Source organism: Halorubrum sp. 2020YC2, from assembly GCF_018623055.1.
GTDB lineage: Archaea > Halobacteriota > Halobacteria > Halobacteriales > Haloferacaceae > Halorubrum.
Window position 1 is genome coordinate 1,647,167 of the sequence record NZ_CP076019.1, and the last position, 15,541, is coordinate 1,662,707.

Consider the following 15,541-nt stretch of genomic DNA (forward strand, 5'->3'; position numbering starts at 1 on the left):
ATACTGCCAGAAATACGTTTCATCGCCACGCATAGATCAGATTATCGGTGGTTTTGGATTTTAGATCAGTGACTACTGTTCAACCACTTTCACCGAGCCTTGGCTGATACTATACCTGATTTCTTCCCCGACAAACAATTGGAGATGTCGACTGAAAACCCGACGCCGCCTGACGGTTACGAACGGTTCGAAGGAGAATCACCGGAGTCCGATGTTCCCACCGTGGAACTCGGCCCGGGTGACGTGCTGGAAGGGCTCGTACTCGACCTGACCGAAGGTGAGGGAGAGTACGGCCCCTGGTACCGGCTCAAGATCAAGGACGAAAGCCGCGGGGTCGTGCGGTACTTCGCGAAGGACGAGGTGAAGCGCGCAGCTGCGCAGGACCGCATCGAGGTGGGCGAACAGATCTGGATCGCGATGGCCACCGACGAGGTGACGCTAGAACGCGACGACGGCTCGACGCACGACTACCATCCGACCAACTGCGCGTTCCCGGGTGGTGACTGATGGCGTCGTCGTACTCGCGGACGATGTCCGACACGCTCTCGGACTACACCCACCTGCGGACGCTTCCCGCGCTGCTGTCGGTCGTGTTCGTACTCGCCGGACTCTACCAGTTCGGTGGGATTTCCGAGGTGATGATCACCTGGCTCGACTACGCGCTGACCGCCCAGCACGCCACGTTCATCTCGCTCGCCGCGTACCTGATCGCGTTCGCCAGCAGCGAGACCAAACAGTTCGACAGCTACGAACGCTGGGAACAGATCGCGATCGCGGCTGGTCCGCTCGTCATCATCGGCTACCAGTACGTCCCGCAGATCGCGGACATCATCAACACGAGCAGTAACCTCGGCCCGATCCTCGCGTTCCTCGTGACGGTCGTCGCCTGGGGCGTCGCTGTTCGGTAACCACCCTCGACCCTCAACTTATGAGTTCCAACCATGACGACCCGACTAGCTGTACCGCTTCGAATCGCCCTCCTGATGGGCCTACTGTGGGCGCTGACGGTTCTGATACCAACGGCCCTGCTCATCTGGGCCGCCGGACCTTCGTGAAAGGTCTCGGCGCAGCTGGCGCGACCGCCGTCGGTCTCTCGCACGACCGCGGCTTCGCGCAGGACGCAGAAGCGATCGCCCCGCTCATCGCTGGCGCTGCCGTCGCCGGTTCTGTCGGCGTCGGCTGGGCGCTTCGAGAGTTCGAGGTCGTCGGTTCCGACGCGCCACCCGAGGGCCTGACTGCCGACGCCCTCAAACAACAGGTCTACCAAACTGCTCGGACTCGGAAGTCCACGAACGCCTCGACCATCGTCGACAACGGGAACATCCTCGACGGCGTCAAACACAACGCCTACACCGAAGCCAAGGTCGCTGCTATCGAGGAACTGAACGCCGGTTCTTCCGAGTCCGACGTACTCGACGCGGCTACTGTCGCGATTGACGCCTACGAAACGACGGTCAAAAAGAACCTCCTCAAGACGTGGAATGAAGGCGCGAACGAATTTTTCTCGATCAAGAGCCTCGCTGAAAGTCACTCCGACGTTGCTGTCTCGGATGTGATCACGCTCGGTGCCACGCACGAGGATGGTAGCGGCGAAGTCGTTACCACGATGAATAGCGTCTCCGAGAACACGCTGTCTCACGAGTTCCCTGACGGCTCGACTATCGATATTATCGAGATAAACGGCTACAAGCCTTCTTCCGGTGCTTCTGCCGAACAGAACTTCAACGTCTCTCCCCTCGGTGCCAACGTTTCCGGCCTCTCCTACGGTAAGGCTTTCATCGAGGTCAGTAGCGGTAGTGATACTGTCAGATACATGCTTCCTCCTCGCTGGACGAGCATCTGGTCTGAAATGAACACGACGTTCCAAAACGTCCGCGACGGTATCTCGACGTGGGTAACGAACGTCTACGGCGACGTTCAAACCGGCGACATCGAGATCTCCGACCTCGTGACGCCTCGCGAACGCGCTTCCATGATGGCCGAGGGGGAAGGCACGAGCCAAGCGATTGCCGACCTGATCGCGCTCAACGTCCCGGTCGACGCGGAACGCGAGGCGACGATCACCATCGACGACACCGGTGCGACGCTGCCGGGGACGTTCGCGCTGACTGACTCGTCGGACGGTCCGATCGAGTCGGGTCAGACGTACGACCCGTCGTCGTTCTCCGGCGACGTGTACTTCACCACCGACATGAGTCTCGTCGAGGGCGACTGGTCCGCGATCAACACGAGCGTCGACGGCGGAACCATCACCATCACCGCGGAACCGTACGCGGAGACTGCCGTCGAGGTCACGACCACCGCCGGAGAAACCGTCTCGGTCCCTGCTGGTGACTGGTCCGCGGTCGACGGCTCTGAGGAGTGGACGTACGACGCCTCGGGCGACCTCGACACCAACATCACCGAAGTCGACTCTGCGCGCTTCGTCTCGACCGCCACGGAGACGCAGTACGAGACGCTTCAACTCGACGGCTCGTTCACCGTCGACAAGCTCGTGAACGAGCAGTCCGGCGAGGAAGTGACCTCGACGAACTTCGAGAACTCCGAACCGCAGAACGACTCGAACTACGTCTCGCAGGAGGAGTGGGAAAACCTCGAAGAGCAGAACAAGAAGCTCATCGAGAAGTACGAGAACTCGCAGTCCGGTGGTGGTATCGACCTCGGGCAGTTCGACATGTTCGGCCTGCCTGGCGAACTGGTCGCTGTCGGCGCCGCCGCGCTCGTCGCGCTCGGCGTACTCGGCGGCAACTGACCACCATGTTCTCCCGATTTTTCCTGATCGCGGTCGTGGTAGTGGCGTCGCTGTCCGGCGCTGTCACCGCACAGGACGCTCCGAACGCGACCGCCGAGAACGCGACGGCTGGCGAACAAGTCAACACCTGCTCGAAAGAAATCACCTCGACGCTCCGACTCTGCTCGGCCGACTACGTCGACGGCGAAGCCGTGCTGCTGCTCGACTCCGACACCCGCGACCGGGTGACGGTGACCGAGGCGGTCGCGCTGACCGAGTCACGCGAGCTGCGCCGAGACTCGTTCATCGTCGACGGGAAGACCGAGATTCGGATGCGCGTTCAACCGTCGAACGGCCGGGCCGGTGTGACGATCGACGACGGGACCACGCTCTACGGCGTCCCGCTCGAAACGGCCTCGACCATCGTCGCCGGTCCGTTCACCGCCAGCGACGCGCAGGCGGCCGGTCTCGGCGGCGGTGTCGGTGTCGCCGTTGTGACCATCTTCATCGTGGCAAAGGTCGTCTACGGCCGCAGCGAGGAACCTGAGAGGTTAGCATGAGAGACGCACCAGAACCCCGACCCGAGCCGCCCCGTCACGTGAAGATACTCGACTGGCTCCACAGCCACGCGCCTGAACTCGCCGTCGGCGTGATCGCGCTCGTTGGCTTGTCCGCGATTGTCGGCTTCGACCTCGAAGTGCCGCGCTTCTGGTACGTGTTCGGCGTCGCCGCGGTCGGCCTGTCGCCGCTCGGGTTCCTCGTCGGGAACAAGGTCGTCTCGTGGCTCTACAATCCCGCGTGGGTCTACTTGATCGACCTCGACGCCCGCGTACTCGACGGCGGGATCTACCGGCTCCCGCTCGAAGACTTCCGAGAGCTCGAAATCCTCGACGACGACGAGTTCGTCAACTCGACGTACGACCTCACGCAGCTGTCTCCCAACCTCTACGTCGGGAAACAGGTCGACCTCGAAGACATGACCGTCGTCGGCACCTGGCGCGGCACGCTCGATGATCGGGAACTGACCCGCGCGCTCCGCGCCGTCCACGAGTGTCGCGGCCAGCTCCAAGACGACGCGCAGCGAGGATTCATCCTCGAAAGCTCCGCGTTCGTCGTGGTCCGGCGCGCGACCCGCAACACGGTTGAGCGCATCGTCGAGCTGTTCGAGGACGGCTCGCTGCCCGACTCCGGCGAAGGGATCGAGCGCGCCGTTGACCAGGAGCTGAAAGATTTCGGCCTCGACGACGCCTCGGACTCGGACCTCTCCGACCTCGTCGACGACGAGGCGATCGACGAGATGGACCACAAGTCGGGATTCGACTTCTCGACGCCCGAGGAACCCGACGCCGACCGGAACGGACACTCCGAATCCGCCGAGGTGAGCGCGGATGTCTAACTCGGACGAGGGGATGCTCACCGCGGCGAAGCTCGCGGAACAGCTCTCGGGCCGCATCGAAACGGATCGGAACCTCGACCCGCGAGCGGGCGCGATCGACCCGGATGACGTGTCGGCGTCGGTGTTCCTCAACGACCTCGACGCCGAGATCGTCGAGGACTCCCAGCTGCTCGATCTCGTCGACCGGACCCAACAGTCGCGGAAGGCGTCGGAAGCGATTCGGTCGGGGAACTCGCTGCTGCTCTCGCATCTCGTCGGTATCACCGAGCAGGACCTCGACGGCTCCGCGCTTCGGCTCCCGCTCCAGCTCGACGACGCGATGACGAACAACGACGCGACGGCGTTCATCGGCGGCGCCGGGAACCCGAACACGGGGAAGACGAACCTGATGGCGCTGCTGGCGGAACTCCGCTCTGCGACCGTCGACGACCTCCTCGTGATCTCGAACTCGCGGACGTGGCCGCTCACGGACAAGGTGGTCACCAGCGCGCACGACCTCGCGGTGACGTGTATCGAGCATCGCGACCGGCCGAAGTTCGTGTTCATCGACGAGGGGTCGACGCACTTCGACGCGCGGACGAACTCCTACGAGGTCGCGGCGCAGTTCTCTCCGCTGGCGAAACGGATGGCGAAGGTGAACGTCGACGTCTTCGGAACGGTATTCCACACGGGCAAGGACTGCCACCCGGAGCTGAAGCGGCTGTTCACGACGGCGTACTTCAAACACTCCAAGAAGGAGGTCGATTTCTTTGCTGACTGGCCCGCTGACGCTGACAAGCCGACGAACCAGCTGTTCGGCGGGACCGTCGAAAACCTCGAACCTGCGACCGCGGAACCGGACCCAGACGACGCGGCGCCGTGGAACTGGAATCTTGAACCCGACCTGTTCACACTCGACCTCGACTGGCCGAATCTGCTTTCCGAGTTGCGAGAACAAGGACCCGATTAGACCCGTTTACGAACTGCTAGCACGAACTGCCTGTAAACACCGATAATTGCCCCTGCATATCCGGCCTTCATAATCTCCCACAAATCTTCACCGGTAGAAACTTGAGAGGCTACAAAGGTTGTTATTATAACAATAATAAGTGGAACAATAACGGTGGATGTGAGTATACCCCAAATCACAGACATATAGTGGTATGTTCGGCTGTCCGATGTGTTTTCTGCTAAATGATATGAGATTGCTTTTGGAAGTGCCCAGAGAAGGTCTAATAATAGGAAGAACACGGCAGCAGAGTATATTGAGGTTAAAACTCTCACACCAAATGTTTGATCACCTGTTCCCACCCCGAGACCTAGAGGGTTAAGAATAGAATCGGATACTGGTTCAAAAATAATTCCAAATGGGAAAATATGAATAATTGCCATATATAAGTGTGACCACCGTAAGAACTCCTGCCCATTCGGCAAAGCGTCGCACAGAAAAAACATTTTCATCACTCTCTGGTACGTTCGAAAGGATAATCTGCTCCTCTCCATCCTCATTTTGTTCGAACATATGAACGCACATTACGGGATGTTACATAAATTATACGCGAATTCAGATACTAATGTAAATATAGTGGTTTCGAGTAATGGGGATCCACAACTTGTCCCTGGTCCCACTAAACGAGACAACCCCCGCTAACCATTACATGAAACTCAAGATTTCATTTCGTGACCACGCACAGCGTGACCAATCTCGTCGAGGCCGCTCTCCTTCGAATAGAACTCGTACGTCTTGTTCGGTGTGAACACCTTTAGGCTGGCTCGTCCCATAAACAGCCCCTGAATCCACGTTCCGAGTCCGCTAAGGACGAATATTCCGACAAACAACCATCCCAGTTCACCAGGGACCATCGCGCCAATCTCCAAAAAGAACCGCACGAACCACACGACGATTCCGAGTAGGACACCAGCGAGGCCGTATCCGAGATACCGCATCGGATAGCCCTTATCCCTGTATTCGATCGAGTTCACCCCTTTCAACGAGATGTCGGTAACGTCGTTTCCGTTGATGTAGACCAGCCGATAGGGAGTACAGGCGAGCGTTCCTTCGCTCGAATCGATAACCGAATCCGGATCATCAAATGCCCCGATCTTCGCCGTCGCCTCCTCTTTGTCAATGAGGTAATCGTTCAGTCTCACATATACCGCTCAAATACTTAGAAAATAAAGCTACCTCATAGTTGAAGCAAAGTGATAATCGCAGCGAAACACGGTGATCCACCCACCGACCCACCCACCCCTGTTAGTGGGCGGGAGCCTGCGCGGCCCCTCCTTGTGGGGGGTCGCGCAGCTTACAGAAACCCGATTGAGACTACTGCTATTGTAGACGAAATCCCCACAAGGGTTGAGAAATATGAAAACAACATAAGTCTACTTGACTTCTTGATTTTTGATTTGTTTTGGTTGATGGCATTAGCATATGTGTCTTTTACCGAGTAGAAATTCTCGTTCAAATCTTCACGAGGATCCAGTTCATAAACAGAGTGACTATTCATACCAATTGTGGGATTTATTGAGTGGTACATGGATATTGACAAAGTGATAGACAAGACGAAGAAAATGAGCGGAAGAGCCAGCCCTATGGTATTTAAATCAGCTACATTTACTCTGCCGATTCCAAATGCCGCTACCAAGATACTTAGACAGATTAGATTCAATTTCATTATCTCAATGTAATTATTCTTTTGTTGCCTCAATAATTCTATTTGATGATCGAGAGATCTGCGTCCCTCGTTTATACCCAGCTCGCCAATCAGTCTCTCTTTTTCCCCAACAGCAGAGTCTTCTGATTGAGAGATTTCTTTTTCAGGATTCCTTTCAGCCATGATCAGTAGCAACCCCACGATTGTCCCCCCACCTGGGCAAGTGACCTGCGTTAAGATCTCCACGAAGATACGCCAGTCCCCAAGTCGTTATTTCGTACATGTCTCCATCTTCAATGACTGGAGCAACTAATTCTCGTTCAATCAATTGCCAACATCGTTGCTCAATGTACTGCTCATCAGCGTCGAGCTGTTGAAATTCTAACTCGGCTGCCATCGTCGAGGAAGATGCCCACGATTCTTCCTTCAAATGTTCAAGTATACGCTCATCCACGGGGTACATCCACCGGCCCATCCGACGCATCTTACACATTTAGGCCTCGTCTTGAGTCTCACCAGCGTCTTCACTCGTCGATACCTCTGCGTTCCCGTTCTCTGCCGCGTTGTATTCCCCCTTGAGATACGCTTCTCCCTCGTCGGTGAGCGTGTACATCCCGTTCCCGACCGCGTACAATAGTCCGTGATTCGCGAGTTTCCTGCTCCGCTGGCCTACGTACTGCGAGCTGTACGGAATCCGGGGATGCTCCGCGATCTCGGAGACGGACATGTAATCCTCGTCGGACTCGACGAACAGCTCCAGAATCCGCTCGTCGAGGAGAACCATCCACTTCCCGGATTTTCGCATACTCGCTATCGAGGGCGCGACATTATATAATCCGAGATAAGAAACTTTCGCTACAGGGACAAACTATATTTTGGTAGCCTCAGAATAGCAGGTCGTGATGGACGACGATCCCCGACTGATCGCGGCGGCCGACGCTCGCGATCTCTCCAGCTGCGAGGTGTGCGGCGCCTCCATCGACCCCGAACCACCGGACGGGTTCACTCGGTACGCGCGACAGGTCGCGGGCTACCTCGACCACTTCGCTGAGGCGCACCCGAATCATCCGATCCTCGACGCCCCGGAGGGCTACCTGTGAGCTTCTACGATCGCCGCGTCGTCTCCGTCCGCTCTCCGAACCGAATCGAGTGTAAGGGATGTAACGAGCCGTTCCACTTCCTGATCGGCTCCGCCCCCTACCGTCTCGGGATGTGCCGCGACTGCGCTCCCGATGAATGGCTCGACGAGTACAAAGGGAGATACAACCGATGAGCCGGGACCGCTCCCGCGACCCCGGCGACCTCCACCCCCGGGAGGCAGTTACCCGCTACCTCCGTCGACGACGGTCCGACTCGACCGACGCCAGCGTCAAGTCGTGGAAGTACCGGCTGAAGCTGTTCGTCGAGTGGTGCCAAGGGATCGGCGTCGAACGCGTCGGTGATCTCCGCGGCTACGACCTCGACGAGTACTACGAGCTGCGCAGCGGGGCGGTCGCACCGGCGACCCTCGAAGGCGAGATGTGGACGCTCCAGAAGTTCACCGAGTACCTGGAACAGATCGGCGCCGTCGACGACCTATCCGATTCGGTGCGGGTCCCCGACCTCGACCCGTCCGACCGCGCGAACTCTGAGAGCCTGTCGACCGAGGCGGCGCTCTCGCTGCTCAACTACTACCGGGATTCCGACGTTCACCGGGCGACCCGGCAGCATGCCTTCCTCGAACTCGCGTGGCACACCGGCGCGCGGCAGGGCGGTCTCCGCGCCCTCGACGTTCACGACGTGTACCCCGACGAGGGATACGTCGAGTTCCATCATCGCCCCGAGACGGGGACCCCGCTCAAGAACAAACAGCACGGGGAACGTGCGGTCGCGGTCCCCGACGTGGTCGCGACCGTCCTACGGGAGTTCCTCGGGAACCGGTACGACGTTCGCGACGACCACGATCGGCAGCCCTACCTCGCAAGCCGATACGGGCGGCCGACCGAGAACACGGTCCGCACCTGGTCGTACGTCGCGACGCTCCCGTGTCTTCACTCGGACTGCCCGCACGGAAAGGAGCGCACCAGCTGCGACTACACCGAGATTAAGCACGCGAGCAAGTGCCCGTCGTCTCGGTCTCCACACCGGATTCGCACGGGCGCGGTGACGTGGATGCTCAACGCGGGGATACCTCCCGAGGTCGTCGCGCAGCGCGTGAACGCCTCGGTTCAGACTATCCGCGATCACTACGACTGGGCGACCGAGTCCCAGCGGTGGTCTCGCTATCACGACCAGATGGACAGCCGTCGCGAACACCTCCAGAAACTCGACTTCGACGATGAACTTGATTTCACCACCCAGTAACATGAATCGAGAAATAGACACCACCGAGCGGGCCGTTCAAAGCCCTAAATCGCCGTCGTGCCGGCCCACTTCTCCCGCATCCGTGTTACCTCGACGAGCGACGGCGCTCCGTCCTCCAGTCACCGAACCGGTTGAGTGTCCCGAGTCCGAACCGATCCGTGATGCCAACCGACACCGTTGCGGGCGTCGACTGGGCGGGCGGCGCGTGGCTCGCGGTCGTGTTCGACGGCGACAACGAACCAGCGGTGCGCCTCGAACGCGACCTCGAAGCGCTGTGGAACGCCGGCGTCGACCGAATTCTGGTCGACGTGCCGATCGGACTCCCCGACGACCCCGAGACCCTAGCCGCCCGCGAGACCGTCGACTCGGCCGCGCGGTCGGCCGCCGAGCGTCCGAGCAGCGTCTTCCCCGTTCCGTCACGAAGAGCATGCGAGGCGGCGAGGGACGGCGCGGACTACGAGACGGTGAACGAGCGGAACCGCGCGGACCTCGACAAGGGGCTCAGCCGCCAGTCGTACCACATCGCGCCGGCGGTGGGCGAGGTGGACGCGTTCCTCCGCGCGGACGAGTCGGCGCGGGAGCGCGTGTTTGAGGCGCACCCGGAGGTGTGCTTCCGCGGGCTCAACGGCCGGCGACTCGACCACTCCAAGACCGGGGCGCCGGGCGTGGGCGAGCGACTCGGCGCGCTTGACGGTCACCTCGACGAGCCGGCGGCCGCGCTCGGGCGGATCTGCCGACGACTCGCTGACGCGCCCGCTGCCGCGGGCGGTGCGGACTCCACCGACGAGGTGGCCGCCGCGGTCGACGCCGCGGACCCGACCGTCGACGACGCCGTCGACGCGCTCGGGCTGGCGGTCGTCGCGCGCTACCCAGTTGACGACCTCCGGTTCCTACCGAGCGGCGCGGACCACCGGGACGGCGAGGGAGTTCCGATGCGGATGGCGTACTGGAGCGCGGAGCCGCTGGCGTGAGACGCGCCGGGACGGCGGGGGTCGCGGGCGCAACGGGGGTGTGGAATCCGGTCGTTGGTAAGCTTCAAGTCCCTCTGTCACCCGCTATCACCTGAATGAAACTCTTCTCCTCGCGGGCGGACCGCCGGCGGGGGATCGCGGCCGCGGTCGGCGTCGCGATTCTCGCGGTCGGGCTCTACGTCCTCGTCAGCCGCTACGCCGGCTTTCTCACCGACTCCGAGGCCCTCCGGACGTGGCTCGACCAGTTCGGCGTCTTCGCCCCCCTCGTGTTCATCGCCATTCAGGCCCTCCAGGTGATCGTCGCCCCGATCCCGGGACAGGTCGTCGCGCTGGTCGCGGGCTACCTCTTCGGCCCGCTCGCGGGCACCGTGTACAGTCTCACCGGCGTGCTCATCGGCAGCGCGGTCGCCTTCTCGCTGTCGAAGCGGTACGGTCGATCCTTCGTGGAGCGGGTCATCCACGAGGACGTGATCGAGCGGTTCGACGGGTTCGTCGACACCGTCGGGATCCCCGGGCTGTTCGCGTTCGTCATCATCCCCGGCCTCCCCGACGACGCCATCTGCTTTTTGAGCGGACTCACCAAGTGGTCGCTCCCCACCTTCATCGGCGTCATCGCCGTCGGCCGGCTCCCGGCGTACGTGCTGACGGTGTACGCGGGCGGCGAACTCGCGAGCGGGCGGTTCCTCTCCGCGATGGCGCTCGTCGCGCTCGTCGTGGCCGCGTCCGCGGTCGGCTACTACAAGCAGGAAGCGGTCCGCGACCTCGTCGCGCGCGTCGAGCCGCGGCTCCCCTTCTGAGGCGCGTCGAGGCCGGCGTCGGTCGCCGGCGGGCGGCGCTCCCGCGTTAGCCCCACGTCCACTGGGAGTCGAGCACGAACCTGTAGACCCCGCTGACGAGGATCGCGACCACGTTCGCGATCAGGTACATGATCTCACCCCACTCGACGAGCGCGGCGAGCACGCCGATCTGGATCGGGATCGCGGTGCCGCGAACGAGGTTCGTCTTCAGCAGTCCGGAGAGGTACTCCGAGACGCCGGTGTTCCGGCTCGCGCGGAACGTCCACGCGTTGTTGAGGACGTACGAACAGATGATGGTGATCTCGATGGCGATCGTCGCGCCGAGTATGTAGTTCAGCTCGGCGGTGTCGACGAACAGCCACAGCAGCGCCAGCTGGAGCCCCGCGGTGAGCGCGCCGACGACGACGAACCGCCGCATCTGGCCGGCGACCGGCCCGGTCGCGAGGTTGCGAAGCGTCGCTCGGATCATCACTTGTACCCGAGCGCTTCGAGGCGGGCTTCGAGGTCCTCGTCGACCTCGTCGTCGCCGTCCTCGCCGCGCTCGGCGGCGGCCGCCTCCGCCGCCGCCCCGCGCTCGCGGAGCAGTTCCGCGTGCGCGTCGACGACCGGCTGAAGCCGGTCGATGACGGCTCGCTCCCGGTCGTCGGGGTCGACCGCGAGGTTCTCCTGTTGGGTCGGGTCCGAGGGGCGGTGGTACAGCTCCCGCTCGCCGGCGTCGACGTTCTCGATGTACGTCCAGTCGTCGTCGCGCGCGCTGACGAGCAGGTCGCCGTCGGACAGCGACCGGGGGATCGGCTGCTGGGTCACGTCCTCGCCCCGAACGGTGACCGAGACGACCGAGTGATCGGCGGCGCCCTCGCCGGAGTCATCGGAGACGCGATCTTCGCCGCGGAGCGCCGGCAGGAGCGAGTCGCCGTGCCACTCGGGCGCGGGGTCGACGCCGAGCAGGTCCGCGACCGTCGGCGGAATCGCGTCGAGCCCGACGTGGCCGTCAACGCGGCCGCCGTCGCGCCCGGGCACGTCGGCCACGAACGGGACGTGGATCAGCTCATCGTACAGCTTCGGATAGTGGGCGAGGTGACCGTGTTCCTGAAACTCCTCGCCGTGGTCGCCGGCGAGCAGCACGGCGGTGTCGTCGCGAACGCCGGCGGCGTCTAGGCTGTCCAGCAGTCGCCCGATGCTGGCGTCGACCTGCCGGACCGTCGCCTGGTACAGCGTCCGGAGTTCGCGGAGGGTCCGCTCGCCCACTTCGAGACCGAGGCTCGTCCGGGCGTGCGCGTGAAGCATCTGATGGGTGCCGACGATGCCGTCCGAGACCTCGCGGATGTACCGAGGCGCGGGCACGTACGGGGTGTGCGTGTCCATGTAGTGGACCCACAGGAAGAACGGCTCGTCTGTCTCGTCGACGAACTCGGTCGCGGCGTCCTCGACGTCGAACATGCGCGAGGCGTCGAGGAAGGGCCGGTCGTCGCTGTCACCGCGGAGCTTCGACCCGAGGCGGCGGAGCGGGGAGGACGCGAGTTGGATCCACGCCTCGACGGTCGGGTGCGCGGCGAGGTACCGGCTGTAGACGCTGGACCCGACGCTCGTGACGAACGGTTCGAACTCGTCGAACCCGTCGGGATACCCCCAGTGGTCCGTGAGGAACCCGTTCGCGGCGTTGAACCCGCCGGTCGCGATTCCGGCGTCGGAGAGCGCCTCCGCGAGGGTCACCGACTCGTCGACGCCGATGTCGCCCGTCCGGGCGAACACCGGCTCCGAGGCGAGGATCGACGGGAACGAGAAGGGCGTCCAGTTGCCGGTCGCGAACGCGCGCTCGAACACGGTGCCGCCGTCCGCCAGCGCGTCGATCACGGGCGAGCGGCGCTCGGCGTCGTACGGGGAGACGGCGTCGGCGCGCAGCGAGTCGACCGTGACGAGAACGACGTTCGAGACGGCCGCGTCGTCGCTCGACGCGCCGGGGTCTGCGGCCGTCCGGGTCGACGAATCGGATGTCATGAGGGTACGCGGCGAATCCCCCGCGGTCCCGCTCGCGACGAGCGGTCCACGGAGAATTACGAGTGTACCTGAGCGCGGTCTGCCAGCGGCTTGAGGATTTCGATCGCCCGGACGCGCGGTCGAGCGTAGCTATTTGACCGTCGCGGCCCTCGTGTCGGCCATGCGCGATGCGCCCACGGGCAGCCCGGTCGAGACGGCGGCGCTGCCGGAGTCGGTCCCCGACGACGAGATTCCCGAGTCGATCCCCGCCGAGTCCCGAGCGGTCGAGGCGAACGGCGTGACGCTCCACGTCGTCGAGGCCGGCCCGGAGGACGGGAAGCTCCTCGTCTTGCTCCACGGCTTCCCGGAGTTCTGGTACGGCTGGCACGAGGCGATCGCGCCGCTCGCGAACGCCGGCTACCGCGTCGTCGTCCCTGACCAGCGCGGCTACAACCGCTCCGAGAAGCCGCCGGCGGTGCGCGACTACCGGATCGACGAACTCGCGCGCGACGTCGTCGGCCTGATCGACGCCTACGACCGCGACGAAGCGGCCGTCGCCGGCCACGACTGGGGCGCCGCGGTGGCGTGGTGGCTCGCGCTTCACCACGAGGAGCGGCTCTCGGAACTCGTCGCCCTCAACGTCCCGCACCCGAGCGTCTTCGAGCGCGCGCTCCGCACCTCGTGGGACCAGCGGCTCAAGAGCTGGTACGTGCTCGCGTTCCAGTTCCCGAAACTCCCTGAGACGGTCGCGAGCGCCGGGAACTGGCGGCTGGCGACGAACGCGTTGCGCGACACGAGCGCGCCCGGCACTTTCACCGACGAGGACCTGCGCCGGTACCGGCGAGCGTGGAACCGCGACGGCGCCTTCGAGGCGATGGTGAACTGGTACCGCGCCATCGTCCGCGACCGCCCCGAGCCGGCGAAGACGGAGGTGTCCGTCCCGACCCTCGTCATCTGGGGCGCGCAAGACCAGTTCCTCGCGCGCCGGCTAGCCAACGAGAGCGTCGAGCGCTGCGCCGACGGTCGCCTGCTCGCGATCGAGGAGGCGAGCCACTGGGTCGTCCACGAACACCCGCACCGCGTCGCGGACGCGATCGCCGACCACGCCGACCCGCTGCCGCCCGGCGCGCGGGAGTGACTCGGGATCGGTGTCTCGTGGTCGACCACTTCTTCCACGCGTCCGTGTTACCGCTTCGAGACCGGTAAGCGGGTGATTCCGGGCGTTCCTCGGGCTTCTCGCGACCCGAGCGAGCCACCGCGCCGAATACTGTCCTTGCGCTGCCGCCACAACGGTTATATCTGCCCTTCACTAAAGGACAGATATGAGCAAGCACTTCGAAGACGCACGGTACTACCTCGGTCGAGCGGCGGAACACGCGAAGGCGGGCGTGGTAGAGGAGCTAGAGCCGGTCGAGGCCCGGGTGAAAGAACTCGTCGGCCGCGAAGAGGAGGAACCGGAACCCTCGCGGCTGGACGCGCTCCAGGCCGACCTGAAAAAACTCGAAGAGCGCGCCGAGGGCGAGGCCCGCGAGGCGGTCGCGTCCGCCCGGAAGCGCGTAGCCGAGTACCGCGGCAAAGACGCCGCCGCGGAGTAACGCTTCCGGGGCGCACCGAGCGCTGGAATCGTCCGACCGACTACCCGATCGGCGCGTCGCTCGACGGCCCCGCCGACGCGGACGCGTCGATCCCGATCCGATTTTCCGCGGGCACCACCGCGTACTCGATACCCGCGTCCTCGAACAGCGACCGCGCCCGTTCGATCCCCTCCTGTGTGTCGACGGCTTCCGCCCGGTAGTGGCGAATCGGGTGTCGGATCCACGACGGCTCCCAGTGGGCGTACACGTCCGTCGTCGAGCGGTCGCTCCCGGCGTACAGCGCGAGGTGGAGCTGGTGGTCGCTCGCGAGCGCGCCCTCGGGATACCGCACCCAACTCGCGACGGTCGTCTCCGGCGGCGTCGCGTACGCCCGGTACTTGAGCGAGGAGATGAGGTTGCGGACGAACCCAAGCCGGTGAAGCTGTGCCTCGACGACCGGGTACGGCTCGCGGAGCGTGAACGCGTACTGCTCGCGGGGCGTCTTCCGCTCGGCGTAGCGCCCGACGAGCGACAGCGGCGCGTGAAGGAGGCTCGCGACGCCCTATCGGAAGCGTTCGAGGTAGCGGAGTTCGTGGGTCACGGGGGCGATCCGGGCGGGTGCGGCATGAACGATTCGGCGGAAGGTAACTCTTAAGTCCGGAGGTCGGATACCTCGACATGAGCGGGTTGGTGGTCTAGCCAGGTTATGACGGCTCCTTCACACGGAGCAGGTCGGCGGTTCGAATCCGCCCCAACCCATTTAAATACTTCCTCTCGATGAAGTAGCAAATCGCATGACGGGGAGGCTCTCGCCTTCCACCCCCCTCAGCAATCCACCAAGTCACCGGCTACGTTTGTCCCAAACCGCCATACGTGGCGGGGTTCACAAGGAAATAGTGTCTACAGGCAGTAATATCACGCCGTCAAGTGGGCCGAGAGCACGGGGAGGGTCTCCACCGTCGGCCCTCGGAATCACGGTCGCGGGGCTGCCCGTTGCGGTCTGGATGCTCAACCGGCTACCGTACATCGCGCCATGATACCGGTTGGGCGACACCAACGATTACTCTCCGGTCTATACTGACCGGGACGAACCGCTGATCCGTTGACCTGATCGCTGGT

Annotated in this window: 19 protein-coding genes, 1 tRNA gene and 1 pseudogene; 14 read left to right on the plus strand and 7 right to left on the minus strand. The window is 63.2% G+C overall.

Annotation, left to right across the window (positions count from 1 at the left end; all coding sequences use genetic code 11):
• Positions 1-144: 144 nt before the first annotated feature.
• From KI388_RS08105 to KI388_RS08130, 6 genes are all read left to right on the plus strand, one after another.
• Positions 145-507 (plus strand): hypothetical protein, encoded by a 363-nt coding sequence (locus KI388_RS08105; RefSeq protein WP_215086170.1) that lies wholly within the window; start codon positions 145-147, stop codon positions 505-507.
• Positions 507-908 carry a hypothetical protein gene (locus KI388_RS08110; RefSeq protein ID WP_215086171.1) on the plus strand — a complete coding sequence of 134 codons (402 nt, stop codon included), beginning with the start codon at positions 507-509 and terminating at the stop codon, positions 906-908. The genes KI388_RS08105 and KI388_RS08110 overlap by 1 nt, the downstream gene beginning before the upstream one ends.
• A 143-nt stretch (positions 909-1,051) precedes the next feature.
• Complete coding sequence (locus KI388_RS08115) at positions 1,052-2,752, plus strand: hypothetical protein (RefSeq protein ID WP_215086172.1); 1,701 nt, start codon at positions 1,052-1,054, stop codon at positions 2,750-2,752.
• A 5-nt stretch (positions 2,753-2,757) separates the two neighbouring features.
• Complete coding sequence (locus tag KI388_RS08120; RefSeq protein ID WP_215086173.1) at positions 2,758-3,291, plus strand: hypothetical protein; 534 nt, start codon at positions 2,758-2,760, stop codon at positions 3,289-3,291.
• A complete protein-coding gene (locus KI388_RS08125) occupies positions 3,288-4,127 on the plus strand; it encodes a hypothetical protein (RefSeq protein ID WP_251133129.1) in 840 nt (279 codons plus the stop codon). Before KI388_RS08120 ends, KI388_RS08125 begins: the two co-directional genes overlap by 4 nt.
• On the plus strand, positions 4,120-5,076 hold the full coding sequence (locus tag KI388_RS08130; protein ID WP_215086174.1) for a hypothetical protein: 957 nt from the start codon (positions 4,120-4,122) through the stop codon (positions 5,074-5,076). The genes KI388_RS08125 and KI388_RS08130 overlap by 8 nt, the downstream gene beginning before the upstream one ends.
• On the opposite strand, the gene KI388_RS08135 is transcribed toward KI388_RS08130, so the two are convergent.
• The 4 genes from KI388_RS08135 to KI388_RS08150 form a co-directional block, all read right to left on the minus strand.
• Positions 5,073-5,498, minus strand: coding sequence for a hypothetical protein (locus KI388_RS08135; RefSeq protein WP_215086175.1), 426 nt, complete (start codon positions 5,496-5,498; stop codon positions 5,073-5,075). The two genes, KI388_RS08130 and KI388_RS08135, sit on opposite strands and share 4 nt — an antisense overlap.
• A 273-nt stretch (positions 5,499-5,771) precedes the next feature.
• A complete protein-coding gene (locus KI388_RS08140) occupies positions 5,772-6,257 on the minus strand; it encodes a hypothetical protein (RefSeq protein WP_215086176.1) in 486 nt (161 codons plus the stop codon).
• 152 nt (positions 6,258-6,409) lie between these two features.
• Positions 6,410-7,006, minus strand: a complete 597-nt coding sequence (locus KI388_RS08145; protein WP_215086177.1) for a hypothetical protein — start codon at positions 7,004-7,006, stop codon at positions 6,410-6,412.
• A gap of 247 nt (positions 7,007-7,253) precedes the next feature.
• A complete protein-coding gene (locus tag KI388_RS08150) occupies positions 7,254-7,565 on the minus strand; it encodes a hypothetical protein (RefSeq protein ID WP_215086178.1) in 312 nt (103 codons plus the stop codon).
• A gap of 97 nt (positions 7,566-7,662) precedes the next feature.
• On the opposite strand from KI388_RS08150, the gene KI388_RS08155 reads away from it, so the two are divergent.
• From KI388_RS08155 to KI388_RS08175, 5 genes are all read left to right on the plus strand, one after another.
• A complete protein-coding gene (locus KI388_RS08155) occupies positions 7,663-7,860 on the plus strand; it encodes a hypothetical protein (protein ID WP_215086179.1) in 198 nt (65 codons plus the stop codon).
• A complete protein-coding gene (locus KI388_RS08160) occupies positions 7,857-8,033 on the plus strand; it encodes a hypothetical protein (RefSeq protein ID WP_215086180.1) in 177 nt (58 codons plus the stop codon). Before KI388_RS08155 ends, KI388_RS08160 begins: the two co-directional genes overlap by 4 nt.
• Positions 8,030-9,103 carry a site-specific integrase gene (locus tag KI388_RS08165; RefSeq protein ID WP_215086181.1) on the plus strand — a complete coding sequence of 358 codons (1,074 nt, stop codon included), beginning with the start codon at positions 8,030-8,032 and terminating at the stop codon, positions 9,101-9,103. The genes KI388_RS08160 and KI388_RS08165 overlap by 4 nt, the downstream gene beginning before the upstream one ends.
• Before the next feature lie 161 nt (positions 9,104-9,264).
• On the plus strand, positions 9,265-10,074 hold the full coding sequence (locus KI388_RS08170) for a DUF429 domain-containing protein (protein WP_215086182.1): 810 nt from the start codon (positions 9,265-9,267) through the stop codon (positions 10,072-10,074).
• A gap of 95 nt (positions 10,075-10,169) precedes the next feature.
• Entirely contained in the window at positions 10,170-10,871 is a 702-nt protein-coding gene (locus tag KI388_RS08175; RefSeq protein ID WP_215086183.1) for a TVP38/TMEM64 family protein, read from the plus strand.
• A 46-nt stretch (positions 10,872-10,917) separates the two neighbouring features.
• Here the strand turns inward: KI388_RS08175 and KI388_RS08180 are convergent, their stop codons facing one another.
• Entirely contained in the window at positions 10,918-11,340 is a 423-nt protein-coding gene (locus KI388_RS08180) for a GtrA family protein (RefSeq protein ID WP_215086184.1), read from the minus strand.
• Positions 11,340-12,869 carry a sulfatase gene (locus KI388_RS08185; RefSeq protein ID WP_215086185.1) on the minus strand — a complete coding sequence of 510 codons (1,530 nt, stop codon included), beginning with the start codon at positions 12,867-12,869 and terminating at the stop codon, positions 11,340-11,342. Before KI388_RS08185 ends, KI388_RS08180 begins: the two co-directional genes overlap by 1 nt.
• A gap of 160 nt (positions 12,870-13,029) precedes the next feature.
• Between KI388_RS08185 and KI388_RS08190 the strand changes: the two genes are divergently transcribed.
• Both KI388_RS08190 and KI388_RS08195 read left to right on the plus strand, forming a co-directional pair.
• Entirely contained in the window at positions 13,030-13,986 is a 957-nt protein-coding gene (locus KI388_RS08190; protein WP_215086186.1) for an alpha/beta hydrolase, read from the plus strand.
• A 184-nt stretch (positions 13,987-14,170) separates the two neighbouring features.
• Positions 14,171-14,443 carry a hypothetical protein gene (locus tag KI388_RS08195; RefSeq protein ID WP_215086187.1) on the plus strand — a complete coding sequence of 91 codons (273 nt, stop codon included), beginning with the start codon at positions 14,171-14,173 and terminating at the stop codon, positions 14,441-14,443.
• A 40-nt stretch (positions 14,444-14,483) separates the two neighbouring features.
• On the opposite strand, the pseudogene KI388_RS08200 reads toward KI388_RS08195, so the two are convergent.
• Positions 14,484-15,023: pseudogene (locus KI388_RS08200) on the minus strand (hypothetical protein).
• 83 nt (positions 15,024-15,106) lie between these two features.
• Between KI388_RS08200 and KI388_RS08205 the strand changes: the two are divergent.
• Positions 15,107-15,181: transfer RNA gene (locus tag KI388_RS08205), tRNA-Val, on the plus strand.
• The last annotated feature ends 360 nt before the right edge of the window (positions 15,182-15,541 follow it).

Bases quoted from the DNA above. Each gene is read 5' to 3' on its own strand.
- KI388_RS08185 (WP_215086185.1), bottom strand. From the start codon at position 12,869: ATGACATCCGATTCGTCGACCCGGACGGCCGCAGACCCCGGCGCGTCG.
- KI388_RS08170 (WP_215086182.1), top strand. From the start codon at position 9,265: ATGCCAACCGACACCGTTGCGGGCGTCGACTGGGCGGGCGGCGCGTGG.
- KI388_RS08135 (WP_215086175.1), bottom strand. From the start codon at position 5,498: ATGGCAATTATTCATATTTTCCCATTTGGAATTATTTTTGAACCAGTA.
- KI388_RS08155 (WP_215086179.1), top strand. From the start codon at position 7,663: ATGGACGACGATCCCCGACTGATCGCGGCGGCCGACGCTCGCGATCTC.
- KI388_RS08180 (WP_215086184.1), bottom strand. From the start codon at position 11,340: ATGATCCGAGCGACGCTTCGCAACCTCGCGACCGGGCCGGTCGCCGGC.
- KI388_RS08130 (WP_215086174.1), top strand. From the start codon at position 4,120: ATGTCTAACTCGGACGAGGGGATGCTCACCGCGGCGAAGCTCGCGGAA.
- KI388_RS08175 (WP_215086183.1), top strand. From the start codon at position 10,170: ATGAAACTCTTCTCCTCGCGGGCGGACCGCCGGCGGGGGATCGCGGCC.
- KI388_RS08165 (WP_215086181.1), top strand. From the start codon at position 8,030: ATGAGCCGGGACCGCTCCCGCGACCCCGGCGACCTCCACCCCCGGGAG.
- KI388_RS08120 (WP_215086173.1), top strand. From the start codon at position 2,758: ATGTTCTCCCGATTTTTCCTGATCGCGGTCGTGGTAGTGGCGTCGCTG.
- KI388_RS08105 (WP_215086170.1), top strand. From the start codon at position 145: ATGTCGACTGAAAACCCGACGCCGCCTGACGGTTACGAACGGTTCGAA.
- KI388_RS08195 (WP_215086187.1), top strand. From the start codon at position 14,171: ATGAGCAAGCACTTCGAAGACGCACGGTACTACCTCGGTCGAGCGGCG.
- KI388_RS08190 (WP_215086186.1), top strand. From the start codon at position 13,030: ATGCGCGATGCGCCCACGGGCAGCCCGGTCGAGACGGCGGCGCTGCCG.
- KI388_RS08110 (WP_215086171.1), top strand. From the start codon at position 507: ATGGCGTCGTCGTACTCGCGGACGATGTCCGACACGCTCTCGGACTAC.
- KI388_RS08125 (WP_251133129.1), top strand. From the start codon at position 3,288: ATGAGAGACGCACCAGAACCCCGACCCGAGCCGCCCCGTCACGTGAAG.
- KI388_RS08150 (WP_215086178.1), bottom strand. From the start codon at position 7,565: ATGCGAAAATCCGGGAAGTGGATGGTTCTCCTCGACGAGCGGATTCTG.